Raw genomic sequence first — 25,495 nt, 5'->3', positions numbered from 1 at the left:
GTCGGGTTGTTTCAGGAACCTGCCGTGTGCGCCGCCCCGGCGGGGTCTCCCGGCCGCCGTTCGGCGGAACTCCACTCCGGCGTGGGGACAGGACGCCGGGGAGCCGGCGGCGGGTGCGGTCCCCGACGGGGATTCTGTGGGACGGCGTCCGACGCGCCCGGCCTGCCGCCGCTCCGGGGGCTCCGCCTCCCGGCTGCGGAACCGCCGTCGTCGCCGTTCCCCTTGCTGCCACGCGTCTCCTTGCCGGACGGCACTGCGCGGCGGCGCGCGGTCGTCCCGCTCGGCTCCGGGCGCGGCACAGCCTTCGACGCGAAGGGCGAAGGGGACGCGGGAACACTCGCGGTGGCGTCCGGCGAAGGAGATGGGGTGGCCGTGTGGGGGACGGAATGCGTCGAGGACGGCGTTTCCGCGACGCTTGCGTCCGATCCGGAACCGTCGTTGCCCCCGGTCGAGCACCCGGACGCGCACACGGCAGAGAACACCACCGTCACCCACGCCGACGTCAGCGACGCACGTGACATCTCCACCCCTGGAAACGGTTGTCCGGATTTTCCGAGTTCTCGGCGCCGAGGGGTCAGCGAGTTCGACCGCGGTGAAGCTGAAAGCGACTTCAGAAACGGACCGTTGCGAAACCGGTTTCCGCGGCCCGTCGTCCCCTTGAGCCCTGCTGCGCACCGCCCCCCCTGCATGCGTCGCGGCACAGTATCAGAGTGTCCGGCAGTTGCCGAGATTCAGGCACGGGACATTCGCTCCGCTCCGTGCGCTCCGGCCCGCCGCCTGGGAGCACTTAGGATTTCGCCGACACCCCGGTTCTCCGAACGCGCACAAGGCGGTTGCCCATGCCAAGAGTCGGCCTCACCACCGACCGCCTGGTCGAAGCCGCCGCCGAACTGGCCGACGAGGCCGGGTTCGACCACGTCAGCATCTCGGCGCTGGCCCGGCGCTTCGGCGTGAAGGACGCGAGTCTGTACTCGCACGTCAGGAGCCTCGGGGAACTGCGGACCAGACTCGCGCTGTTCGTCGGCGGCGAGATGATCGACGCGATCGGCTCCGCCGTCGTCGGACTCGCGGGCAGGGACGCGCTGGTCGCCTTCGCGGGGGCCTACCGGCAGTATGCGCTGCAGCACCCGGGCAGGTACGCCGCCACACAGATCCGTATCGATCCGGAGCGGGACCGGGAACTGACCGCGGACTCCCCCGCCCTGCGCCGCACCGCCGAGATCACCTACGGGATGCTGCGAGGGTACGGCCTCGAGGAACCCGACCTCACGGACGCCGTCCGCCTGTTGCGCAGCGCGTTCCACGGGTACTGCATGCTGGAGGCCGGCGGCGGCTTCGGGGCGCCCCGGGACGTACGGCAGTCGTGGGACAAGGCGGTCGACGCCCTGCACGCGGCCCTCACCCACTGGCCGCGAGAGGCTGACGGCGGTCGCGGATGACGACGCCTGACGGCGGAGCGGGACCGAATTCGTGGAGGCGTCCCCCCGCCGCATCGGCCCCTCCCGTAGGCGCCGCGCTCGTCGAAATGGGTCGACGCGCCTTCGCCGATGACGTCGATCGACGGAGGGCAGAGTGGCACCGGACACCCCTGCGTCGCTCAGGGTGGGCCTGGTCGGTGCCCACGCCTGTGACCGGAAAGGTTTGCCGCGGTCCGGTGAATCTTTCCGGTCAGGGCGCGAGGCTCTCCACCTCCTGGTAGGTCGGTGTGCGGCCACTGGGCGTGCGCCCTGCACGGACGGCGTCGACGGCCTCCAGCGCAGCGCCCAGAGCCCGCCGGTACAGCAACGAACCGAGACTGATGCGGCTCACGCCGAGCTCGGCGAGGTGCACGACGGTGGGGCCGGCCGGTGAGTAGAGGATGTTGAGGGGCACGTCGACTCGTTCGACGAGCACGGCGATCTCTTGCGCATCGGTCAGCCCGGGTACGAACACGCCGTCGGCTCCCGCCTGTTGGTAGGCGTCGAGGCGGTCAAGCGTCTCGGCGGTGCTGTGCTCGGCGGTGCCGTGCTCGCCGAGCCAGTACGTGTCCGTGCGGGCGTTGACGAACAGGGCGGGCACGGCCGACTTGACGGCGGCGATCTTCGCCACGTGCCGGGCCACCGGGCCGAGGGCGTCCTCCAGGTTGATGCCCACCGCCCCCGCGGCGGCAAGCTGCCGCGCCAGCTGCGCCACCTCGTCCGGATCGTCGCTGAAACCGCATTCGGCGTCGACGGACAGGAGAAACGGTTGTGAACCCAGTGTCAGCGCGAGGCGGAGTGTCTCGTCGCGGGTCGCGGAAGCGCCGTCGGGACGTCCTGCCGCCGCGGCCACGGCCAGACTCGTCGTCCCGATCGCCTGAAAGCCCTGTCTCGCCATGGCGGTCGCGGAGGCGTGGTCCCAGGCGTTGGGCAGAAGGAGGGGAGCGTCGGTGCGATGAAGGTCCGCGAAAGAGGCCGACGCGGCAGTCGCTCGGGGTACGCGCATACGAGTCACGCTAGAGGCGTGTCGCTGCGGCCTCCGCCGAACTGTCGGCGGCAAGAAGGCGCAGCCGCCCGAAGGCAGTCGCCCGAAGGCAGTTGCCCGAAGGCTGCTGCGGCACACACGGCACCAGGCGTGCGAGCGTTCCGGCTCCCGCCCCGGCCCCGGGGCGCGACTGCCTCCCGGTGGCACCCGTGGGGACCGCGGCAGGGCAGGATCTCACAGCCGCGCCGGGTTCAGGGGCCGCAGCGCATTTCGGCAGCCGCATCGGTCCCTGCGCCGCCCCTCCGCCCGGGGTGCCCCTCCGCCTCGACCGCCCCTGCTCCGCCGTCGGCCCTGACGCCGAAGCGTCAGTCGGCGGCGCGCTCGCGCTCACTGCGCTCCACGCAGAACTCGTTGCCCTCCGGGTCCGCGAGGACGGCCCATCCCCTGCCGTCGGGCATGCGACGGTCGTCGAGCAGCGTGGCGCCGAGCTTGAGCAGGCGCTCCACTTCCTCATCGCGGGTGCGGTCCTGCGGCTGGACGTCGAGGTGGATGCGGTTCTTCTGGTTCTTGGTCTCCGGGACGGTGACGAACAGCAGGCCCGCCCCTTCGATGAGCAGCTCCTCGTCACCGGGCTCGTCGTCCTCGTGGAGCGGCTGGCCGAGCACCTCGGACCAGAAACTGCCGAGGGCGTAGGGGTCGGAACAGGAGATCGTCACATGGCGTATGGCAGAAGTCATGCGCGGATTCTTCTCGAAACCGCTTACGCACAGCAACGCAGTTTTTTCGCGGTCCGGTGAACACGTCACCGCGTCGGCAACCCTTTCTCGGTCGCGGCAAACCACCAGCCATGCCATCTGCACCACACACGACGCACGAAGCACGAACGACCTACGGTCGCCGATCCGCGCGGCCCGCCAGTCGGCGATCGACGCCCTGACTCGCGCCTCGACAACGGTCCGCCGTCCGTCGTCGTACACCTCGGGGACGCCGACAGACGGAACGGCACAGTCACCAGGGCTTCACCGACCACGACAGCGCTGCGGATCGCTCGTCCGAGACCGTGCGGTCGCCAGAAGTCGGGGTCTCGTGCGACGTCGTGACCTCGTCCACAGCGACGTGCCCGCCCGCGTCGACGGCGTCGGCCACCCCGGTGGGCGACGCGGCCGACGCCAGGAAGCGGAACCGGCGCTCCGCACCCGTCCGCCAGCGGATGCTCAGGTCGTACGCGCCGTGAGCGTCGTCCGCGTCCGCCGTCCTGTGCACCTTCACGGTCGCGAGGTCCTGGAGGGGCAGCGGGTGCGGCTCCCCGGTGAGCCGGGCCAGCGCCACGAAGAGCGTCGCGGGGCCTTCGTCCACCACACCCGACAGCGGAACCTGGCCTGTGAGCCCGTGCACGGGCAACAGCTCGGCCTTCTCCGCCCCGCCCTCCGCGGTGGCCCAGCCCGTGACGAGGACGTCCGTGCCGGGGGCGGCGCCCGCGACCAGGTGGGCGCGCACCTCCGCGGCGCCGTCGGCGACCACCAGGCTCGTGACCTCGACGCCGGAGCTCCGGAGGTGCCGGGAGGCCGCCCAGCCCTCTCCGACGCCGAGCGGGACGATGCCTTCACGGTGCGGGTCGCCGCCGACCGTGACGGTGTTGTCCGGCGGCGAGACCGACGGCCGGGTGACGGTGGAGTACGCGAAACGCGTGTAGTACGGGTCGTAACGGACGTCCTCGCTGCCGTGGTTGTGCAGGCGGACCACGCCGTCCGAACTGGTCGACTGGATGAGCCAGTTGGGTGCGGCAAGCGGCGTGATCGCGTTTTCCCGTTCGGCCGGTCCCGCCTCCTCCCGAGCGGTCCACACCTCGTGTTCCGGCGGAAGGAGCAGCCCGAGGAAACCCTTGCTCGCCCAGTAGGGGGAAGCGGGGCCCGAGTATCCCTGCAGGACCGACTCGTCGGCGCCGTGCCAGCCGAGGGTCAGCAATCCGTGTGCGTCGACCGCGTCCCGCTCCAGAAAGTACTTGAGCGCGCCGGAGGCGAGGCGTCGGGTCTCGCCGGGGGGCAGCGGTGTGTGGCCGGTCAAGGCGCCCAGCCACAGGGGGACGGTGGTCGCAAAGCGGTAGGTGAGGGAGCGCCCCTGGTGCATCGGGGCCCCATCGGCGCCGAACAGGCGGGCGTAGTCGCCGAGATGCGTGGTCAACCGGTCGCCGTAGCGGGCCAGCAGGTCGGCGTCGTCGGCCAGCCAGGCGTGCAGGACCGGGTAGAGGTGCATGGCCCAGCCGTTGTAGTAGTCGAAGGCCCGGCCGGGGCCGTCGGTGTACCAGCCGTCGCCGACGTACCACTGCTCGATGCGCTCCAGACCCCGGTCGATCGCCTTGCGGGAAGCCTCCGGCTCATGGCCGACCGCTTCGAGGAATCCGCCCACGGTGACGGGGAACAGCTCCCAGTTGCAGGGCCAGGGATCCGCGGTGAGCGCGTCACCGAGCCAGGCCGCCGTGCGTTGCCGGATGCCGTCGTCGAGCCGGTCCCAGAGCATCGGGCGGGTCAGTCGCAGCGCGAGGGCGATGGACGCGGCTTCGACGAGGGGCTGCCCGCGGTCCTCGATGCGGGGCCAGACACCGCGGACGCCGGCCGAGAGACCGCTCGCGTAACGTTCCAGCGCGGTTTCGTCCCGGCGGAACGCGGCGAGCAGCAGTGTGCGGGCATATCCCTCCAGGCCGTCGGAGAGCCGACCGGACCAGCTCCCGTGGCTGCCGGGAAAGTGGTAGAGAGCGCGGTCTTCGGTGGCGTACGGCTCCACCGCGGCGAGCAGGGCGTCGGCGGCGGCCTCCCAGTGGGCGCGGGTGTATCCCGTGCGGGGGCTGCGGGCGAGGTCGGGCGGGGGCAGGTGCATGTGGTGTTTCTTTCCTTCGCTGCCGGGTCCGGGCGGTGGGATGTCAGGACCTGGGGGCGTCCCGGTTCCGGTCGGGGCGCCCCCAGGCGTTCATCCCACCCGCACGGTGCCTTTGGGCACCAGATGCCGGGCGAGGAGTTCGTCGCGCACCAGGCCCGCGTAGACGGTGGCCCCGTGCACGGAGGTGTGCGTGTTGTCCCTTTTCTCGTTGTACAGGTAGAGCGTCTTGGAGCCCTCGACGCCGAGGGACTCCACCACCGCCTTGGTCTTGGCGGTGAGGTCGATCAGCGGGACGTCCTGTGCGGCGGCGACCGAGCGGATGACCGCAGGGTGGTCGACGCCGAGTCCGTTGACCAGCAGAGCCGTTCCGTTGTTCAGTGTGCCGTCGGCGTTGAACCAGCGGCGCACGATGGGGGTCACCAGGACCGGCCGACCGCCCCTCTCCCTCACTCCCGCCACCAGTGCCTCGAGGTTCGCGCGGTACGTCGCCTCGTCGGTCGTCTTGTCGTTGTGGGCGAGCTGGACCAGGACGAGGTCGCCGTGGCGGATCAGCGGCCGGACCGTGGCCCAGAGTTGCGGGTTCCCCAGGTACGTGACCGTACTCTCCCCTGAGTCCGCGTAGTTGGCGACGGAAACACCTTGCCGCAGATATTGCGGCAGTTGCTGGCCCCATCCCGTGTACGGCTCGGCGGGCTGGTCGCAGACGGTGGAGTCGCCGACGAGGAACATCTGCCGGGCGTGCCGGGCGGGGGTGACCCGGATGTTCGCCAGGACCGGAGCGGATCCGCCGAGGACCAGGTCCAGGCCGGCCGTCCCGGCGGGCCCGGTGGGCTCCCCCTCGGGGGTGCGGACGTCGACGGTGAAGCTGCGGACGACGCGTCCGCCTGCGGGGACGGCGGTCTCGGGAAGCATGGCTCGCCGGGTCTCCGCGGTGACGCTGGTGGCGGACGCGGCGCCGCCGCCGAGTACGACCGTCACGTCGTAGGCGCCCGGTGGGACGTCGAAGTGGCAGGCGGTGGCCGAGCAGTTGTCGATGCCGAGGGGGGCGCGACCGCCGTGGGCGTGGGCGGTCGGCGTGACAGTCAGGCCGGCGGCCAGGGTCAGGGCCGCCAGCACAGCGGTGTTGAAACGTCTCACGTGCGTTTCCTCCGTCATGACACAGGGGCTGGCGGCTGGACCGTACCGCCTCTGGCAAGCGCTTTCTAGACCTTGCGCAGATTTCGTAGAACTGTCGACTTCCTGAGCGTGAAAGCTCTTTCGCGAAATCGTTTCAACTGTCACCCTCTCAGACACTCGCACCCCCACACCTCCCGAAGGAGGCACCCCCATGTCCGGATCCGCCGATCACCCGGTCCGACGCCGCACCTTCGTCCTCGGCGCCGCGGTCGCCGCCGGCTCCGCCGCCCTCGCCGGGCCGCTCGCCGTCCCCGCCGTCGCCGCGACCTTCGGCTACACCGACGACGGCTCGAACTACGTCGTCGACACCGGTGCGGACCTCGTCTTCAAGGTCAGCAAGTCCACCGGCGATCTGACCTCGCTGGTCTACCGGGGCGCCGAGTACCAGGGCTACGGCGGCAAGAACTCGCACATCGAGTCCGGGCTCGGCAGCTCCACCGTGACGATCGCGCGGTCCGGCGCGACGATTCTGATCTCCGTCACGCACGGCACGCTGCGGCACTACTACGCGGCCCGCAGCGGCGAGAACAACGTCTACCTGTGGACCAACAAGGCGGACACGTCCGTTTCGGCAACCCGTTACATCGTGCGCGTCAGGGCCGGCCTGTTCCTCAACGACGAGCCCGACTCGTACACGTACACGACCAGCACCATCGAGGCCTCGGACGTCTTCGCGAAGTCCAACGGCCAGACCCGTTCCAAGCACTACTCCAAGCTGCGCGTCATGGACTACGACTACATCGGCTGGACGGCCGGCGGCGTCGGTCTGTGGATCGTGCGCAGCAACCACGAGAAAGCCTCCGGAGGGCCTTTCTACCGCTCTCTCCTGCGCCATCAGAGCGCCGACGGCGGCGGCCTGTACGAGATCCTCCACTACGGCCAGAACCAGACGGAGGCCGAGCGCTTCGGCCTCCAGGGCCCGTATGTGATCGCCTTCACGGACGGCGGCGCTCCCTCCTCCTCACTGTTCCCGGGAACGCTGAGCACGTCGTGGGCGGACTCGCTCGACATCGCCGGGTACGTCGGCGCGAGCGGTCGCGGCCGGGTCGCGGGAGTGGGCATCACCGGGCGGAACACCGCCCACGCCTACACGGTCGGCCTGGCCAACCCGACCGCGCAGTACTGGGGTTCGGCGCGTGCGTCCGACGGCCACTTCTCCATCGCAGGGGTGCTCCCGGGGACGTACACGCTCACCGTCCACAAGAGCGAGCTGGCCGTGTACACCACGCAGGTGACGGTGACCGCCGGCACGACGACCACGCTGAACTCGTTGGCCGTCCCGTCCTCGAACGATCCGAGCAACGCGAGCGCGATCTGGCGGATCAACGACTGGACCGGCACGCCGAGCGGTTTCAAGAACGCCGACCTCATGACGTACGCGCACCCCTCGGACGTCCGCGCCGCGGCGTGGACCGGCAACGTCGTCATCGGCAGCGGCGACGAGACCTCGGCGTTCCCCTGTTACCTCTGGAAAGACGTCAACAGCGGCCTGCTCGTGTACTTCAAGCTGACCGCCGCCCAGGCCGCCGCCGCGCACACCCTGCGCATCGGCGTGACGACGGCCTACGCCAACGGCCGGCCTCAGGTCGTCGTGAACGACGCCTGGACCTCCGCCGTTCCGTCCCCGCCCACCCAGCCGAGCACCCGGTCCCTGACGAACGGGTCCTACCGGGGCAACAACCACACGTTCACCTACAGCGTCCCCGCGAGCGCGTGGCTCACGGACCCCGGCCAGTACAACGTGTTGAAGATCAACGTGGTGAGCGGGTCCGGAACGACCTCCTACCTGAGCGCGGGCGCCTCGATCGACGCGATCGACCTGCTGGCGTGACAGTTGATCACGAACCGCGTGTCCACTGCTGGTTGGTCCCTCCGTTGCAGGCGTACGTGATGATCGCGGCGGAGTTGGCGGTGGACGCGCCGTTCACGTCCAGGCACTTTCCGCTCGCGCGCGACGTGATGTTCACGTAGCTCCCCGAGGTCGTCAGCGACCACTGCTGAGCGGTGGACGAGACGTTGCAGTCCTCCTGGCTCACCGTGCCCGCGTTCTCCCGCACGCACAGGGAGCTGCTGCGGACGACCAACTGGTAGTAACCGCTTCCGACCGACTTGAACCAGTACCTCTGGTTGTTGCCGCCGTTGCAGTCGTACTGCTTGATCTGGACTCCCGCCCAGAGCGACTGACTGGTGACGTCCGCGCACTTGCCGCTGTGCCGGGCGACGAGCGTGTTGTAGGCGGCGCTCGTGCCCGTGACCGTTCCGGTGACGGTGTCGACCGTCACCTCGGGGGTCCATGACATCGACAGCGAGGTGGAGGTGGGGAAGGTCAGCGGCAGCCAGACATAGCGGGAGTCGTTGACGGTGCCGCCGAAGGAGTCGCCCCAGCGGTCGCCCAGATACAGGTAGGAGGTACCCGAAGTCCCCTGGACGGGAAGGACGTACGCGGTCTGCGAGCCGTACGCGGTCGCGTCGCCGACGTTCGTCATGGCCGTCCAGGGGCCGGCGAGGGAGGTGGCCGTCGCGTACTGCTGCTGGTTGGGGTTCCACCCGGTGGCGCCCGAGGTGAGCATGAAGTAGACGCCGTTGCGCTTGAACAGCGCCGGCGCCTCGCGGTGACCGTTGTGCCAGGGGTCGGCGACAAGGCTTGCGACAGCGGTGTAGTCGGCGGTCAGCCGGTAGATCTGCAGGTCGTAGTTCTCGCGTGCCGCCGAGACCATGTACCCGGCGCCGTCGCTGTCCACGAAGACCGTGATGTCGCGCGACATGTGCTGGTCGAGCGGCCGGAAGCTGCCCTGCCAGGCGTAGTCGCCGTCGACGGTGTCCGACACGGCGACGGCGGCCCGCGCCTCGCTGTAGTCCGTCCCGTTCTCCTTGTGCATCCACATCACGAACTTGCCGGTGGAGGCGTTGTAGACGACCTTCGGACGTTCGATGTTGGCGGTGGCCAGCTCGGGTGCGCTCGACTGGGTCAGCACATGGTTGCGGAACTCCCAGTTCTTCAGGTCGGTGGAACGGTAGGCGTCCACGTACCGGAACGTGTTGTCGGCGTTGCGGTCCTCGCCGAACCAGTAGTAGTAGGAGCCGACTTTGATGACTCCGCCGCCGTGAGCGTGCAGCGGATCGCCCGAGGCGTCCTTGAACTGCGTGCCGTTGGCGATCGACACGGGCGCCGCCTGGGCCGGTCCGGCCAGGGAGAGAGCGCCGATCAGGGCCAGACAGAGGGTGAGCAGGGTTGCGTACGCACGTCTCATCTCACGGGCTCTCTTTCATGGTGTCGGAGAACGGGGCGCCCGACTCCGGGGTTGCCGCCCAGGTCCGGCGCGAAGCCGGGGACCGTATGCGGCGCAGGGCCTGCGGGTCGGCACGGTGGGGGGGAGGACGGAAATGCGGGCCACGCAGCGCCTCTCGACGTCGGAGAGGCGTCCGGAACTGCGAACAAGAAGTTGAATGACGAACGCCGAAAAGGTAAGGGCGTGTTACGAGCAGGTCAACGGGTCTGACGTGACTTGCCAGAAAGCCCTTTCCGCGACGTTTCTCCGCGGCACCGCCGGATCGCCCTCCGGGCCGGAGGAACCGGCGGACGATCCGAGGGGAAAATTTGTGTTATTGCCGTCGGCCCCCCTGCGTCTCCGATGTGTGCGCAGCCCTTACCCCACCTCAGCAGCAGCCCTCGGCGTCCTCATGACGGTCGCGGCCGCCCTCCTGGTCACCGCTCCCCCCGCGGTGGCCGCCGGCCCCCGGGACGTCACCGCCGACGTCCTCGCCGACCGGGACGTCACCCTCGCCGGCGACACGGTGGTCATCGTGCCCGCGGGGACGACGACGTACGACGGCGCTTTCCGCGGCCAGGGGACGCTCACCGTACGGGGTGGCGGAACGCTCGTCCTGACCAGGGACAGCGACTTCACCCTGCCGGAGTCCCGGCGCAGACAGGTGGTGCGCACTCAGGGCGGGAACCACCCGTTCACCACGGTCAGCAACCCCGACCCGCCGGCGATCACCGTCGCACGCGGCGCGACCCTGCAGTACGGGACCGGCAAAGGCACGGGTCTGATCGGGCATTTCCCCTACGACACGCCCGGCTACCGGCTCAACCAGCTCAACGTCCGCGTGGACGGCACGCTCCGGCTGTCGTTGACCCGCACGTTCAACATCGGCACGATCAGCGGGTCCGGTCTGGTCACCCAGCCCCGGAACATGTGGGGCACGCTCGATCTGGCGGGCGCCCATCCGTTCTCCGGAGTCATCGACAACGGCACGGGCGCCGCGGTGGGCCGTCCTGAATTCCCGGTCTCACTGCCCGACGCCCGAGCGATCGTCAACCAGGGCTCCTGGATCATCGACACGCCTCTGAACCAGACGATCACCCTGCGTCAGAACTTCTACCAGCGGGAGTACGGCAGCGACGTCAACGTCCACACGCGGCCCGGCAGCAAGGTCGTCCTCACCGGGCAGTACAGCTATAGCGACCAGGGCGGCGACGCGAACCCCTCGCTCAGCGACCCGGACATCAACTGGCGTCCGGTGGCACACCAGTTGAACAAGCGCGGCACCAACATCGAGGGTGCGAACGTGCAGTGGGGTGACGGCACCACGCACAAGGTCTTCATGCCGGGGACCAAGGACACCGTGTACATCAACATGCACGAGGCCAGCGGACGGCGGTCCCTGCTGACGTTCGACTACAACGGACCGGTCACTCTCGGCGCGCCGATCGGCGGCGGCAGGTACCACGACACCCTGGCCGCGCCCGGCGCCGGGGACGTCGTCATCGCGGGAACGAAGGGAAACGACGTCACGTTCGCCGCGGACCAGTACTACGACGGTTCGACCACGGTGCACAAGGGTGCGGTCCTGCGGCTCGGATCGGCGCAGGGCGACGGCTCGCTGCTCACCGGCACCGACCGGCGCCGCATCGTGAACGACGGCACGCTCGTCGTGCGCAACGCGAAGAAAGCGATCTCGCTGTCCCGGCTCGGAGGCAGCGGCTCACTCGTCCAGTCAGGACCCGCGACGACGACCCTCACGGGCCCCGCGGTGACGTACACGGGAACGACGACGATCAAGCAGGGAACGCTCGCGCTCGAGGGCGGGGCAAGCCTCGCCAACAGCAGGGCCGTGCGGCTGACGTCGGCCGCGGCGCGTCTGGACGCCGGAGGCTCACCCCTGCGGGTGATGAGCGCCCTCAGCGGCTCGGGCACCGTGAAAGGGGCGGTGACGAACGAGGGCGTCGTCACGGGCGGACTGACGATCACCGCCGGCTACACGCAGACCGACAAGGGCCAACTGGTGTTCACGGGCGACCCGTTGAAGGCCGGCGGCAAAGTGGTCCTGCAGGGCGGACTCGATCTGTCGGCCGCGGGGGCGCTCGCCGCGGCGAACACCGCCGAAGCCGCTTCCCCACGGACCGACGGCGCTGCTCGGCCGTCGTCCGCCACGCCGCCTGCAAGCCCCCTCCGGGAGATCCGCGTCCTGGAGCACACCGGCGACGGGCCGACCACCGGCACGTTCGACGGGCTGCGCGAGGGCGCCGAGGTGAAACTGGCCGACACCGTTTACCGGATCAGCTACAAGGGCGGCGACGGGAACGACGTCGTCCTGATGGCGAAGGCCGCGAGCGCCTCGGCGGATGCGCGCGGGCGGGCCTCGTCGGGAGTCGTGAGGGCCGACGCACGCGGCACCGGAGCCGCTGAAGGCGGCGCGTTCGGCTGGTGGCCCTACGTGCTGGCAGCAGGCCTGCTCGGCGCTCTGCTGTTTCCGGCGACACGCACGCGAGGCAGGGGACGCCGTCGGGGCGGCCGTCGCGCGGCACGCGGGCGCTGAGCGGGCGGTGAGCGGGGGCCGATCTGTTCAGGGACTGGACCCGTCGGGCCTTCTGCCGGGTCTTCGACTAGCGTCGTGACATGACCAGCGACACCCCTGCCCCGCACACGGAGACCACCCTCGCCACCGCCCTCGCCGTCGGCGCCGTCGTCCTCGACGGCGGCATGTCGAACCAGCTGGAGTCCGCCGGGCACGACCTCAGCGACGAACTGTGGTCGGCGCGACTCCTGGCGGAGCACCCCGAGGCGATCACCGAGGCGCATCTCGCCTACTTCGCGGCGGGCGCGAACGTGGCGATCACGTCCAGTTACCAGGCCACGTTCGAGGGCTTCGCCAAACGGGGGATCGATCACGAGGAAGCAGCCCGGCTGCTCGGGCTGAGCGTGGAGCTGGCCCGGGACGCGGCTCGGCGGGCCCGAGCCCAGGGAGTGGCCCACCCGCTGTGGGTGGCGGCGTCGGTCGGGCCGTACGGCGCGATGCTCGCGGACGGTTCCGAGTACCGGGGCCGCTACGGGCTGAGCGTCGCAGAGCTGGAACGTTTCCACCGGCCGCGGCTGGAGGTCCTGGCCGCCGCGGAGCCCGACGTACTCGCTCTCGAAACGGTTCCCGACGCCGATGAGGCCGAAGCGCTGTTGCGTGTGGTGCGCGGGCTCGGTGTGCCCGCCTGGCTGTCGTACTCGATCGACGGTGACCGTACGCGGGCCGGGCAGCCGTTGGAGGAGGCGTTCGCGCCGGCCGCCGAGATGGACGAGGTGATCGCGGTCGGTGTGAACTGCTGCGTTCCGGGGGACGTCGACGCCGCCGTGGCGACGGCGGCACGGGTGACAGGCAAGCCGGTCGTCGTGTATCCGAACAGCGGTGAGGCCTGGGACGCCACGGCACGCGCCTGGGTCGGACGCTCCACCTTCGCCCCCGAACAGGTCCTGGCCTGGCGGCAGTCGGGTGCCCGGCTGATCGGAGGCTGCTGCCGGGTCGGCCCGGAGGCGGTCGCCTCCATCGCCCGGACACTGGGCTCTGCTTAGACCCTTCCGGCGGCAACCCGTTTCTGCCGACGCCGCCTGCGCTCAGAAGGGCAGGTGCTGCCCAGATCCCGAAGGGAGGCGGCGCAGTGAGCGGAAAGTCGAAGAATCTGCGGAAACAGCGTGCGGCACGGTTCGAAACACGGCGGCCCGTGCGGGAGTACAGCAGCTCGGCGCGGTGACGGCCCTGCGCCAGGCGGGCTGGCCCGGACGTGCCCGGCGATGTTTCGCCGACCGGTTACGACCACATTCCGTTCCCTCGTGAGCTGCGGCAGGCCGTCACACTCACCGCAGTCCGCGTCGAGAGCGGGCCGTCTGTCGATGCGCAGCAGCCCGGTGCCGGGCGGGGCGCGTCCCTGCCCGGCCGACCCTCCGGTCGGCGTCCTCGGCCGGCTGCCCACCATCGCCGCGCGCACTGCGGCCGCGCTGCCCTCTTACTCCCCCACCCCTCTTGTCCCGCTGACGTCTCGCCTGTGTCAGCTTTCCCGCGTCCCCCCGGTGGCCCGGCGCAGTCGGCGCACGGCCGACCTCAGCTCTGTGCCGCGTACCGTGAAACCGGCCGGCGACGGGTCCGCCGCGGGCATCCCGCCGTCGGGCTCCTCGATGGGGGCGACCTTGGGTGACGGCGTCACCCACAGCGCCAGCTCACGGTCGCGCACACCGTGAGCGGTGTACGCCCACCCGCCGGTCCCGGACGGCTCCGCGTCGGCCCCGGAAGGCGCCCGATCGCGTTCCTGCGGTTCGCGATCGCCGTCGGTCTCCCCGAAGATCCGCACCGGATGCGTCGCGTTCCACGCCTCCCACCCGGGATCTCCGGTCGCCGCGAAGCGCGTCCACGCCCCGTGCATCGCGTCGGCGAGTTCCTGGGGGCCTCCGTCTCCGGCGAGTTTCACGGACTCCGGCGTCTCGCCCGTGTCGAAGACGAAGCCCAGTTCGAGGGCGTGGCAGGCGCCGAGGCCGGGCCGGCGCGAGGGCCAGGCGAACTCGTAGACGTACGACGTGCCGGGGCGGGCGTCGGCCAGGCGTCGCAGGGGCAGCCGCAGCAGGCTGTCGGTGACCATCTGACCGACGATCTCCGCGGGGCGGGCCTCAGGGTGCAGGGCTCGGTAGCCGCGCGGCACCTCGGGCCCGCAGTGGCAACGGGCCATCGCGCCGGCGAGGGCCACGGCGCCCAGCCGGTCGACGCGGTCGAGGAGTCCGCCCGGCACCAGCCAGAGCCGGTACTCGTCGCGCGTCCAGCCCAACAGCAGGTCGACGCCGACGGCGACGTCCCCGTCCACGAGCGCCGACAGGGGGTCACGAGACACGAGATCGCCGTCGACGACGATGCCGAAGGCTGGACCTCCGAGGACCGGGCTGCTGAGTCGGCCGACCTCGGCCTGCGTGCGCAGCAGCAGGTCCCGGTCCACCGCGGCGAAGGCCTCTGCGGTGGCGGGGGTCTTCAGCCGGGCGGCCATCCGTCGCACCATGCGGCGGACCTTGTCCCGGTCGAGGGCCTCCGGCGGTCCGCTCTGCAGGACGGCGCGCCGGAACAGGCCCTGCGTCTGCGGGGCCGCGATCAGTGCGCCGACGCTGATGGCCCCGGCGGACTGCCCTGCCAGGGTGACCCTGTCGGGGTCGCCGCCGAAGGCTCTGATCGAGCGGTGGACCCATTCCAGCGCGGCTACCTGGTCACGAAGACCGAGGTTGGCGGGGGCGTCGGGGAAGAGACCGTAGCCCTCCACACCCAGTCGGTAGTTGATCGATACGAAAACGGTTCCGTCGCGCGCGAAACGACGCCCGTCGTAGACCGGGGTCGCCGAAGAGCCCCTGGTCAGGGCACCGCCGTGCAGCCATACGACGACGGGCAGCCGTGCGCCGGGGCCGGGCTCGGGGGTCCAGACATTGAGATTGAGGCAGTCATCGCCCGGCACGACGGGGTCGGACAGATATTTGGCGAAGGCGTCGGAGTACGGCGGTTTCGGCGGCGTCGGGCCGAAGGAACCGGCGTCGCGCACGCCGTCCCACGGTTCGGGCGGCGTCGGCGGCCTGAACCGGCGGACGCCGAAGGGCGGCGACGCGTAAGGGATGCCCCGGAAGACGGCGACGCCGTGTTCGTATCTGCCGCGCACCACCCCGTAAGGAGTGCTGACGAGGGGACGGGCGTCAGGATCGGCGGCGCGGGCGGGGTCCGGCCCCGGCCCTGCCTGGCCCACGGGGTTCGTCCGGTCTGCTGCCATCTCTCACCAGCCCTTCGCCGCGCTCGCGCCCCGGTATGACCAGAGCACCACAACAGCGGCCGGTATTCCGCAGCACGAGCCCTTGAGAGCTCCGTTCGGCGTACCCCGACGTGGCTGGAGTCCCGCCGCTCGTAACCGCAGCCTCCTAGAAAACGGTTACTGAATCAGGTTGCCCGGGGTACGGAACCCTGGCGTACCCCCAGGCCGCAGAGCAGCAGATACCGACACCCCCGTTGCCGATGATCGCGCCGGCGAGGCCCCATGTCGCCCCGAAACTCACCGAAACTTTCCCACCCGACGTGCCGCGTCCTACCGATTGACCGCCCTTCGAGACCGGATCTACGGTAGAAAACGCTTTCAGAAACGTTTCCCCCAGCACCTCAGGAGAGTCATGCCCAGCGCGCAGCTGCCCAGGGCCGTGTTCGCCATGGATCCGGTGCATCTCCCCCTGCTGTTCCCCGCACCGCTCCTGGACCGGCTGCAGCGGACGGCAGACATCGACCCCGGGGTGGTCGTGCGGGACTTCAGCGATCCCGCCGCCGCGTCGCTGCTGGCCGAAGCGGACGTCCTGATCACCGGCTGGGGGTGTCCCCGTCTGGATGCGGGCGCGCTCGCCGGCGCCCCCCGGCTGCGCACCGTCCTGCATGCCGCGGGCTCGGTCCGCTCACTGGTCGGCGAGGCCCTGTGGGGTCAAGGGGTGTCGGTGTCAAGCGCGGTCACCGGGAACGCCCTTCCCGTCGCCGAATACACCCTGGCGATGATCCTCCTCGCCGGGAAGGACGCCTTTGCGCACCGTGAGCGCTTCCGTCGTACCCGCGCCCACCCGACCCACACGGAAACCTCTGCCACCGGCAACCTCGGCCGCCGCGTCGGCGTCATCGGGGCCTCCCGTGTGGGACGTCGCCTGCTGGAACTGCTTCGCCCGTTCGACTTCGACGTTCTCCTGCACGACCCCTACGTGGACGCGGCCGAGGCCGCAGAACTCGGCGCCCAGTTGGTCTCCCTGGAGGAACTGCTGCAGCGCAGCGACATCGTCAGCCTGCACGCGCCCGACATCCCGGAGACCCAGCACATGCTCGACCGTGACCGGCTCGCCCTGATCCGCGACGACGGTGTCCTGATCAACACGTCGCGGGGCGCCCTCGTCGACCATGCCGCCCTCACCGACGAACTGGTCGCGGGGCGCCTTCACGCGGTCCTGGACGTGACCGACCCCGAGCCGCTGCCCGCCGACTCCCCGCTGTACCGATTGCCGAACGTGTTCCTCACGCCGCATATCGCCGGATCGCTCGGAAACGAGCTGGAACGACTCGGCCGGATCGTCGTCGAGGAGATGGAACGGCTCGCCGAGGGTCTTCCGCTCGCCCATGAGGTTCGCCGAGCAGACCTGGCCAGGGTGGCCTGACAGCTGGGCTTCTTCCCGTTTCCGCGGGGTGGTCGCCAGCGGCCGCCGGGGTTATCCACAGGCCCGTCCCCTGTGATGAGCATTGGGATACGTTTCCCGCACCCCCCAGGGGGCCGGGCACCGGTCGTCCGGTGAACGGGCCACGAAGGTCTCCACGGCAAAGGCCTCCCACGGCGACCGTCATGGTGGCCACGACGGTAAGGAGCGGCAACGTGAGTCAGAGCAGGACGACCGGGAAAGCCGGCCGGGTGACGATAAGGGACGTCGCGCATCGAGCGGGGGTGTCCGTGGCAAGCGTTTCCCGGGTCCTTTCCGGCAACTACCCGGTCTCGAACGACATTCGCAGCCGCGTGATGCAGGTGGTCGGCGACCTGGACTACGTCACCAACGCGCATGCCCGGTCCCTGGCCGGGGGTGGGACTCCGACGGTGGCGATACTCGTCAACGACATCACCGGCGCGGCGTTCGCCCACGTGGCGAAGGGAGTCGAAGGCACGGCCGCGCTGCGCGGCTGGCTCTCGCTCGTCGGCACGACGGGCGACGATCCCGAACGCGAGCTCGCCCTGGTCAATATGATGCGCCAACAGGGCGTCGCGGCGGTGGTCCTGCTCGGCGGAGCCTACGACCACGACGCATACCAGTTGCGCATGGCCCGTTTCGCACGGTCTCTGGACGCGGCCGGTTCGCATCTGGTCCTGGTCGGCAGGCCGCCGCTGGAGAGCGACGTCCCGGCGACGACGGTCGACTACGACAACGAGTCCGGCGGTTACGCCATGGCCAGTCACCTGCTGTCGGCCGGTCATCGGCGCGTCCTCGTCCTGCCGGGACCCGCCCGACTGACCACGGCGCAGGGCAGATTGCAGGGGACACGACGGGCCTTCGAGGCCTACGGTGCACCGTTCGACCCGGGGCTGGTGCGGCACGGAGCGTACGACGACGAGCACGGGTACGCGGCGGTGGAGGCCGCCCTGCACGAGACTCCGGACTTCACCGCCGTGCTCGCCGGTACCGACGTCGTTGCCGCCGGTGCCATGCAAGCGGTGCGGGCAGCCGGGCTGCGAGTACCGGACGACGTGTCGGTAACGGGCTACGACGACACTCCCCTGGCCTCCCGGCTCACACCCCGACTCACCACGGTCCACGTGCCGTACGAGGAAATGGGCCGGGTTGCCCTGCGCGCGGTGGCCGATCGCCGAGAGGGTGCGGGAGCGTCCGCCCGACGCAAGGGCGGGGAGGCCGAGCACCTTGTCCTGGGCACCCACGTCGTCGTACGGGACTCGGTGCGACCGCCGAAACGCAGTCGCTGAAACCGTCGAAACGCCGCGCGTCGGCAGCGCCGGACACCCGCATCATCGTGCTTCGAGTTCTCCGCGCTTCAGCGCTGCCTGAGCGCACAGGCCCATCCCCCTACGGCCCGAAGAGGGCGCTCGGGATGATCTCCCGTTCCCCGGTGTCTTCACGCCGCGCCGAGGCACACCTAAGATAGCAAGCGCTTTCTGCGGGTCGTCTGTTTCGGGATCGGCTCCGAAATGGCGCCGGTCGAACTTTCGCTGGCCCACGGGGGGCCGGAGAGGTGGTTCCCGATGGTGCGCACGGCGGGTGCGAGCTCGAGTCCTGGCGTGCCGGCCGGACCGACCCTGGCGGTCGTCGCCCGTGAGGCGGGGGTGTCGGTGCCGACCGCGTCCAAGGTGGTGAACGGCAGGGAGGACGTCGCTCCGGAGACCCGACGCCGGGTCACCGAGGCGCTCGACCGACTCGGTTACGTGCGCAGACCGCGCTTCGACGCGACGAAGCCGACCAGGCTGATCGACCTCGTCGTGCACTCGCTGGACAGCTCCTGGGCGGGCGCGGTGCTGCACGGCGTGGAGGAGGCGGCGTACGACGCGGACCTGGACGTTGTCGTCTCTGCAGCCCTGTCCCGTACCCGTGCCGGCCGTCCGCGGCGTGGCTGGCTCGACAAGCTCACCGTCAGGGGCTCCGCCGGGGTCCTGTTCAATCTGGCCGAGTTGACGGGCTCTCAGTACGCCTGGCTGGAGCAGCACCGCATCCCGTTCGTGATGATCGACCCGGTGGTCGAGCCGCCGACCGACGTGGTCTCCGTCGGCGCGGCGAACTGGCAGGGCGGGGTGACGGCGACCCAACACCTGCTGGAACTCGGCCACGAGCGCATCGCCGTGATCGCCGGACCGCGCCGCAGGATGTGCAGCAACGCCAGAATCGCCGGCTACCGCTCGGCGCTGGCGTCCGCCGGAGTCGCCCACCGCCCCGAGTTCCTCCGCAACGGCGACTTCGACGAGTCCGTCTCCCACCGCCGCATGCACGAGCTGCTGAACCTGCCCGTGCCGCCGACGGCCGTCTTCGTCTGTTCCGACCGGATGGCTCTCGGGGTGTACCAGGCTCTGGCCGAACGTGGGTTGCGGGTTCCGTACGACGTCAGCGTGGTCGGTTTCGACGATCTCCCGGAGTCCCGCTGGACGGCCCCTGCCCTCACCACCGTTCGACAGCCGCTCGAGGAAATGGCGGCGACGGCCCTGCGGTTGCTGGTGCGGATGATGGACGGAGAGCATCCGGAGGGAACCCGGACGGAACTGTCCACGCGACTGGTCCCACGGGCGAGTACGGCACCGCCGCCGGACTGACGGACCCGCCCTCCCGGCGCACTGCCCTCGACCCGCGCCCGCCAGCCCCTCCGGCCTCGCCCGCCTTCCGGTCCTCGCGCCGTCCTCCCCCCACAGCCGCAACCCGCAACCGCAACCGCAACCGCAGCCGCAGCCGCAGAAACATCACTGGAAACTCGGCCGGCACGTTCACACGCTCGCCGTCACCCGCACCCGTAGCCCCGCGTTGGTCGGCCCGATGCCGCGTCCGGGCTCCGGTCTCACACCCCCACGTTCACCCCGTCCCGCAGGTCGTCCTTGTTCGTCGCCGATTTCCGGCTGCGCGCCACGTCTCCCGAGGCGGGGCGGCGATGGGCGATGTTGCCCTCCAGCAAGCGGGTGGCGGTCGCCACTCCCACGCCGTTCACCGCGTCCGACACCGGCAGTCGGCCGTCCGTCCGCTTCAGCTCGGCGAGGGCGGAGTGCACGGCCTGATGGGCCGCGAACAGACACGGCGTGCTGTAAATGGCGACGTTCACACCGAGGTCGGACAGCTCGCCCAGGGAGAGCCGGGGCGACTTGCCGCCCGCGATCTGGTTGAACAGCAGCGGCTTGTCTCCGACCACGGCGCGGATCCGGCGGATCCACTCGACACTGCGGACACCGTCGACCAGGACCACGTCCGCGTCCGTCGCCGCCAAGGATGCGGCCCGGTGCAGGATGTCGTCCTCGTCGGTGGCGTCGGTGCGGGCGACCACCACCAGGTCCTGTCGAGTGGCCAGCACCATCTCCAACTTGGCGAGGTATTCGCGCAACGGCAGCACCTGCTTGCCGTCGGCGTGACCGCACCGACGCGGCCGTTTCTGGTCCTCCAGGATGACGCCGGACGCTCCGATCCGCTCGAGTCCCTCCACCACGTGGCAGGCGACCTCTGGGTCCACGTAACCGTCGTCGATGTCGACAAGCAGATGGTGGGTCGGAAACGCACCGCGCAACCGTTGCACGAACGCCATCATGTCCGGCCAGGCGATGAAACCGATGTCCGGCAGTCCGTAGTACGAGGCCGCGAAGCCGAAACCGGAGACGAACATCCCGTCGTAGTGCTGCGCCGCGATCGAGGCCGAGTACATGTCGTACACGCCGATCAGTGGAGTCGTTCCCGGACCGGCGATCCGGTCCCGCAGCTTGGTCCCGTGAGTCAACGTACGGCTCCTCCTGACATCCCTTTTCCGGAACGATCTCCGCAAGGCGTTTCGGAAAAGATTCCGGAACAGATTTCCGAAACACGAGGATGTCCGTGTCGGGCACGAACTCCCTCCCTCGTGCCGTCCTCACTCACCCCGATGGCGCAAGCGGTTCACCGAAGAAACGTCACTGGAAACTCGGTCGTCGACAGTCGGTTCGCCTCGGTCCGGTCCGGTCCGGTCCGGTTCGCCTCGGTCCGGTCCGGTCCGGTTCGCCTCGGTCCGGTTCGGTCCGGTTCGCCTCGGCTCGGCACTCAGTTCCGCAGCCCGGCGGCCCACAGGAGGCCGCCTCGCAGGTGTGCGAGGAAGTCGGGGCTCCGGTAGGCATCGGCCGCGTGGCCGAGCCCGGTGTAGAAGACCCGTCCTCGGCCCTGGCCACGGCACCACACCAACGGATGGTCGGGGCCCATTCCGCCGCCCTCGTACGACGTCTCGTCGGCGGTGACGAGGACGCGGACCCGCCCGCGTGGATTGGAGTGGAAGTCGTACCACTCGTCGGTGAAGTCCCAGACGGCCGGCAGGGAACGGGTGGCGGGGTGGTCGTGGTCCTCGACCACCGCCTTGCCGGGCTGATGCTCGGGATGCCGGGCGAACCGGGCTCCGAGGAGGTCGCCGTAGTACGGCCAGTCGTACTCGGTGCACGCCGCCGCGTGTACCCCGACGAAGCCGCCGCCCGCGTCGACGTACCCGGAGAGCCGGTCCCGTCCGCCCGGGGTGAGCACCTCACCGCTGGTGGAGAGGAAGACCACGGCCGCGTACCCGTCCAGCGGGACTTCCAGGGCCGCAGGGTCCTCCGTGTGCTCAACGGTGAACTCGTCCATATCGCGTACCGCGGCAACGGCGTCCGGAATCGAGTCATGGCGGTAGGCGGCCGTGCGGGTGTAGACGAGCAGACGGGCGTTCATGACAACGAGCCTAGAACGGTGGAGTAAGCGTTCCAGGAGATGATCCCTGCAGGTTTCCGCAGGGGGTAGGGCAGGACGAGCGGCAGGGCGTCGGGGCCGTTTCCAGCAGCCCGTACCGGTCGGCTGTTCCACAAGCAGCTTCGCCCTGATTCATAGGCTTCGCCGCCCTGTCATGCCTGCGATCTTGACGTTCCCGTTCTGACGTGTCCGTGTCCCTCGTGGCGTGTCCGTTTCTTTCAAGACCGTTTGGGGCGACCTTGCCTACCGTGGCCTCATGAGTCCACGATTCGATGCCATCGGCCTGGTCGTCTCCGACATGGCCGCCTCCGTCACCTTCTATCGCCGGCTGGGGTTCGACTTCCCCGAAGGCTCAGAGGAGCAGCCGCACGCCGAGGCCGAACTGCCGGGCGGGCTGCGTCTGCTGCTCGACACCGAGAACACGATCCGCTCGTTCCACCCTGAGTGGCGAGCACCGTCAGGCGGCGGACGGGCCTCGCTCGCGCTGCGCTGTGAGACACCTGACGAGGTCGACACGGTGTATGCGGACCTGGTGGGCTCCGGACACCCGGGCGAGCTGAAGCCCTGGGACGCCTTCTGGGGCCAGCGGTACGCCGTCGTGCACGACCCTGACGGCAACGGCGTCGACCTCTTCGCGCCGCTGGGTCAGTAGGCCCCGCACTCTCGATGACGGGCGCTGTGCAGGGCGGCTCACCGAACCCGCCCGGCCGGTCCACAGAGCACCCCCGTCGGCTCACCGGACCCGCACGGCTGACCCACCACGCCCGCCCCACCAGACCCGGCCCACCTGGCCCACTGGCCACCAGGCCGGCTCCGCCGGATCAAGGTGCTCGTGCGGATGGGCGGCCCTGCGGTTCGGCCGACCGCGTCCGATGCACCGGGTCGGCAGGGCCGGTCCGCGGAGTTGCCGTCGCTTGCCGCCGGTTCAGGAGCAGGTCGCGCAGGGTGGAGCCCGTGAACTCCCTCACCTCACGAGCCAGATGGGCTTGGTCGGCGTATCCGGTGCGGGCCGCCGTGTCCGCATAGGGCACACCTTCGAGGGCCAGCGCGAGAGCTCGTTGCAGACGCAGGATCCGGGCCAGCGTCTTGGGTCCGTAGCCGAAGGCGACGAGCGAACGACGGTGCAGCTGGCGCGCTCCGATGCCGAGTTCGTCGGCTGTCGCAGCGACCCCGCGGCCTGCGGCGAGGACGGTGACGAGACGGCGCAGTTCCGGGTCGGGGGGAGCCGCACGTTCCAGAGCCAATGACTCAAGCGCCGTGGCCGGTTGGACTGCGGCGGTGATCCGGTCGATCAGTCGCCGCACCTCGGACGCCGGCCACAGATCCGCCAACTCCACGCGTTGGTCGCGCAGTTCGTGGGCCGGTACACCGAGGAGGGCAGGCGCGGCACCCGGGAAGAAGCGGATGCCCGACCAGGTCACCGGCGGACCGTCGGGTACATGGGCACGTGTGTCCGGTCCGGCGACCAGCAGCCTGCCCTCGCTGTAGAGCAGGTCCATGCAGCCGTCGGGCAACACGGGAAACGCACGGGGCGAGGCCGACGGCGTGTTGGTCCACACCACCGCCCCGGCCAGCCGGGAGGCTCGCTCCTCGTACACGCCTGCCAGCCTACGCCGCGGGAAGAGACAGTTGCGTCGCCCTCACACGGCCACGCCTGCCCCAGCCGCCTGCCCTCCGAACCGCCCTCGTCCGGTGTCCCTGCGGACTGACGCCGCACACTCGCCTAAAGGCACTGGACAGGGAGAATGCGCTCCCGTAACCGATCTGGCGGGACGGTGACGGATCCCAGCCGACAGTGCCCTCTCTGTCGCACAAGTCGGTCGGTTGTCGGCGAGGGCGACGCGCCGGCCGACGAGGCAGGTCATCGGAGTTCGCCGACCAGGTCGGTGAACCGACGGGCCATGGCCGCCTGGGAGGGGCCCGCCTTCCTCGCGAGGGGGAACGACGCTCCAGTGGTGAGGGCGAGGTTCTCCTGGACGTGGCGCAGGAAGCGGCCGACGACAGGTCGGCCAACGCCTGCTACCAGGCCGGCGCGGCCGCTTCCGGGCGGAGAGCCAGGCAGCCCGCAACGCCGCGATCACGAGAACGTCCAGCAGACGGCCGGTTTCGGGCTCCCGCCGGAGGAAACAGCGTTTCTGAGGCGCTGTTCGAATTGCTGTCGGACTGACGCGGCGCCTGCCTTTCGGCCGGCATCCGAGAGGTGGTCGGCCGAAAGGCAGGCGCCGCGCGACTTCGCGGAGTTCGTGAGGGAGGTGGTGGAAACGGGCTTCTGAAAGCTGTACTGGCTACAGCTTTTCTCCCGGCTCACTGTCCGGGAGACTGCTCCTCACTGTCCGGGAGACTGCTCCTCACCGCCCCGGAGACTGTTCCTCGCCGTTTCCGCCGGTTCCTCTGACGCCGCTGTTTCCGTCGTTGCCGCCCATACCGCTGCTGCCGCCCGGATTCCCGCTGTTTCCGAGATTCACGCCGTTTCCGGTGGTAACGCTGTTTCCCGTGTTCACGCTGTTTCCGGCGTCCAGCCTGTTTCCGCCCGTGCCCGCACAGTCCGCGTCGTTGCTGTCGTTTCCCCTGTTCGCGCCGTTCACCCCGTTCACGCCGTTTCCCTTCGCGGCGCTCTTCACATGGCTTCGGAAGCGTCCCGTCACGTCCTCCGGGGGAAGGAAGCGGGACCAGCGCTCGGGGAACTCGGAGGGCATGTCGGGGTCGTCCGGGTCCTCGTCCTCGTAGGAACGGGCGGCGGCCATGCGGGCGACGTACTCCGCCGCCTCCTCCTGGCGCAGCCGTTCGTTGGCGGCACGGGCGGCGGCGGTCGCGGCGGCCGGCCAGACCCGGTCGATGGCGGCGTTGACGGCGGCTCCCACCAGTACCGCGAACGCGGACACGCCGATCCACAGCAGGACGGCGACGGCGGCGGCGAGGGAGCCGTAGATGGTGGCGCCCTCGATGGTGCTCGTCAGGTAGATGCGCAGCAGGAAACTGCCGAGCACCCACATGGCGAGGGCGACGAGGGCGCCGGGGACGTCTTCGATCCACGGCGACCGGACGGGCACGGAGACGTGGTAGAGCGTGGTCAGGAACGCGATGGACAGGACCATCACGACAGGCCAGTACAGAACCTGCACGACGGTGGTCGACCAGGGGACGACGCGGACCACCGCGTCCGGTCCGGCGACCATCAGAGGCAGCGCGACCGAGCCGATCAACAGGGCTCCGACGAACAGCAGGAAGGCCACCAGCCGGGTCTTGACGATGCCGCGGACGCCGTCGAGGCCGTACATGACGGTGATGGTGTCGATGAAGACGTTCACCGCGCGCGAGCCGGACCACAGGGCGAACAGGAAGCCTATGGAGATGACGTCGGGGCGGCCGCCCGTCATCACGTCGTCGAGGATCGGCTGCGCGATCTGCCGCACGCCCTTGTCGGACAGGACCGTGCGGGAGGCGTCGAGGAGGTTGGCCTCCAGGCTGGTGATGGTGTCGGTACCGGTCCAGTCGTCGACGTAGCCGAGCAGACCGATGAGGCTGAGGAGCAGCGGAGGGACCGAGAGCAACGTGAAGAAAGCGGCTTCCGCAGCGAGACCGAGGATGCGGTACTCGATGCAGGAGTTGACGGTGTCCTTCAACAGCAGCCAGGCGGTCCGCCGCTTGGAGACGTTCCGGTAAAGGGCGCGCGCCCGGTGGAGACGCCCTGCGGGGCTCCCGGGTTGCTCGGATGACTGACTTGCTGGCTGCACGCCCTAAAGGTATCCGCCGTTCGGGGCTCCACTCACCCC

17 protein-coding genes and 2 pseudogenes are annotated in these 25,495 nt (G+C 70.1%); 8 read left to right on the top strand and 11 right to left on the bottom strand.

Features of this window, described 5'->3' with window-relative positions:
* Positions 1-839: 839 nt before the first annotated feature.
* Positions 840-1,439: a TetR/AcrR family transcriptional regulator gene (locus ABT300_RS10410; RefSeq protein WP_351673863.1), complete on the top strand. Its 600-nt coding sequence runs from the start codon at positions 840-842 to the stop codon at positions 1,437-1,439.
* A 229-nt stretch (positions 1,440-1,668) separates the two neighbouring features.
* Here the strand turns inward: ABT300_RS10410 and ABT300_RS10405 are convergent, their stop codons facing one another.
* The 4 genes from ABT300_RS10405 to ABT300_RS10390 form a co-directional block, all read right to left on the bottom strand.
* On the bottom strand, positions 1,669-2,463 hold the full coding sequence (locus ABT300_RS10405; RefSeq protein ID WP_351673862.1) for an isocitrate lyase/PEP mutase family protein: 795 nt from the start codon (positions 2,461-2,463) through the stop codon (positions 1,669-1,671).
* A 344-nt stretch (positions 2,464-2,807) separates the two neighbouring features.
* Positions 2,808-3,179 carry a VOC family protein gene (locus ABT300_RS10400; RefSeq protein ID WP_351673861.1) on the bottom strand — a complete coding sequence of 124 codons (372 nt, stop codon included), beginning with the start codon at positions 3,177-3,179 and terminating at the stop codon, positions 2,808-2,810.
* A 271-nt stretch (positions 3,180-3,450) separates the two neighbouring features.
* On the bottom strand, positions 3,451-5,316 hold the full coding sequence (locus tag ABT300_RS10395) for a DUF2264 domain-containing protein (RefSeq protein ID WP_351673860.1): 1,866 nt from the start codon (positions 5,314-5,316) through the stop codon (positions 3,451-3,453).
* 90 nt (positions 5,317-5,406) lie between these two features.
* The gene (locus tag ABT300_RS10390; protein ID WP_351673859.1) at positions 5,407-6,453 is read right to left on the bottom strand and encodes a rhamnogalacturonan acetylesterase; all 1,047 of its coding nucleotides are present in this window, start codon (positions 6,451-6,453) and stop codon (positions 5,407-5,409) included.
* 190 nt (positions 6,454-6,643) lie between these two features.
* Between ABT300_RS10390 and ABT300_RS10385 the strand changes: the two genes are divergently transcribed.
* The gene (locus tag ABT300_RS10385) at positions 6,644-8,323 is read left to right on the top strand and encodes a rhamnogalacturonan lyase B N-terminal domain-containing protein (protein ID WP_351673858.1); all 1,680 of its coding nucleotides are present in this window, start codon (positions 6,644-6,646) and stop codon (positions 8,321-8,323) included.
* A gap of 7 nt (positions 8,324-8,330) precedes the next feature.
* Here ABT300_RS10385 and ABT300_RS10380 read toward each other — a convergent pair whose 3' ends face one another.
* A complete protein-coding gene (locus tag ABT300_RS10380) occupies positions 8,331-9,743 on the bottom strand; it encodes an RICIN domain-containing protein (RefSeq protein ID WP_351673857.1) in 1,413 nt (470 codons plus the stop codon).
* Positions 9,744-10,173: 430 nt separating this feature from the next.
* Here ABT300_RS10380 and ABT300_RS10375 point away from each other — a divergent pair, with 430 nt between their 5' ends.
* Complete coding sequence (locus ABT300_RS10375) at positions 10,174-12,315, top strand: autotransporter-associated beta strand repeat-containing protein (RefSeq protein ID WP_351673870.1); 2,142 nt, start codon at positions 10,174-10,176, stop codon at positions 12,313-12,315.
* An 80-nt stretch (positions 12,316-12,395) separates the two neighbouring features.
* Positions 12,396-13,337, top strand: coding sequence for a homocysteine S-methyltransferase (mmuM, locus tag ABT300_RS10370; RefSeq protein ID WP_351673856.1), 942 nt, complete (start codon positions 12,396-12,398; stop codon positions 13,335-13,337).
* A gap of 473 nt (positions 13,338-13,810) precedes the next feature.
* Here mmuM and ABT300_RS10365 read toward each other — a convergent pair whose 3' ends face one another.
* On the bottom strand, positions 13,811-15,553 hold the full coding sequence (locus ABT300_RS10365; RefSeq protein WP_351673855.1) for a carboxylesterase/lipase family protein: 1,743 nt from the start codon (positions 15,551-15,553) through the stop codon (positions 13,811-13,813).
* Positions 15,554-15,944: 391 nt separating this feature from the next.
* Here ABT300_RS10365 and ABT300_RS10360 point away from each other — a divergent pair, with 391 nt between their 5' ends.
* The 3 genes from ABT300_RS10360 to ABT300_RS10350 all read left to right on the top strand — a co-directional run bounded on the left by ABT300_RS10360 (position 15,945) and on the right by ABT300_RS10350 (position 19,597).
* Positions 15,945-16,958 (top strand): hydroxyacid dehydrogenase, encoded by a 1,014-nt coding sequence (locus ABT300_RS10360; protein ID WP_351673854.1) that lies wholly within the window; start codon positions 15,945-15,947, stop codon positions 16,956-16,958.
* A 182-nt stretch (positions 16,959-17,140) separates the two neighbouring features.
* Entirely contained in the window at positions 17,141-18,265 is a 1,125-nt protein-coding gene (locus tag ABT300_RS10355; RefSeq protein ID WP_502977910.1) for a LacI family DNA-binding transcriptional regulator, read from the top strand.
* Positions 18,266-18,541: 276 nt separating this feature from the next.
* A complete protein-coding gene (locus ABT300_RS10350) occupies positions 18,542-19,597 on the top strand; it encodes a LacI family DNA-binding transcriptional regulator (RefSeq protein WP_351673852.1) in 1,056 nt (351 codons plus the stop codon).
* Between the two features lie 239 nt (positions 19,598-19,836).
* On the opposite strand, the gene ABT300_RS10345 is transcribed toward ABT300_RS10350, so the two are convergent.
* Together ABT300_RS10345 and ABT300_RS10340 are read right to left on the bottom strand one after the other, a co-directional pair.
* Positions 19,837-20,757 carry an isocitrate lyase/PEP mutase family protein gene (locus tag ABT300_RS10345; protein ID WP_351673851.1) on the bottom strand — a complete coding sequence of 307 codons (921 nt, stop codon included), beginning with the start codon at positions 20,755-20,757 and terminating at the stop codon, positions 19,837-19,839.
* Between the two features lie 296 nt (positions 20,758-21,053).
* A complete protein-coding gene (locus tag ABT300_RS10340) occupies positions 21,054-21,704 on the bottom strand; it encodes a ThuA domain-containing protein (RefSeq protein ID WP_351673850.1) in 651 nt (216 codons plus the stop codon).
* A gap of 274 nt (positions 21,705-21,978) precedes the next feature.
* On the opposite strand from ABT300_RS10340, the gene ABT300_RS10335 reads away from it, so the two are divergent.
* Positions 21,979-22,374 (top strand): VOC family protein, encoded by a 396-nt coding sequence (locus ABT300_RS10335; protein WP_351673849.1) that lies wholly within the window; start codon positions 21,979-21,981, stop codon positions 22,372-22,374.
* 169 nt (positions 22,375-22,543) lie between these two features.
* On the opposite strand, the gene ABT300_RS10330 is transcribed toward ABT300_RS10335, so the two are convergent.
* From ABT300_RS10330 to ABT300_RS10320, 3 genes and pseudogenes are all read right to left on the bottom strand, one after another.
* Positions 22,544-23,320 carry a helix-turn-helix domain-containing protein gene (locus ABT300_RS10330; RefSeq protein ID WP_351673848.1) on the bottom strand — a complete coding sequence of 259 codons (777 nt, stop codon included), beginning with the start codon at positions 23,318-23,320 and terminating at the stop codon, positions 22,544-22,546.
* A 10-nt stretch (positions 23,321-23,330) separates the two neighbouring features.
* A pseudogene (locus tag ABT300_RS10325) lies at positions 23,331-23,821 on the bottom strand (helix-turn-helix transcriptional regulator); the annotation flags it as partial.
* 504 nt (positions 23,822-24,325) lie between these two features.
* Positions 24,326-25,456, bottom strand: a pseudogene (locus ABT300_RS10320) (YihY/virulence factor BrkB family protein); the annotation flags it as partial.
* Positions 25,457-25,495 lie beyond the last annotated feature (39 nt).

This window comes from Streptomyces sp. NPDC001027, from assembly GCF_040299045.1.
In the GTDB taxonomy this organism is placed as follows: Bacteria; Actinomycetota; Actinomycetes; order Streptomycetales; family Streptomycetaceae; genus Streptomyces.
Note: the sequence above shows the minus strand (reverse complement) of the source record. Positions and strands in the feature narration are given on the sequence as shown.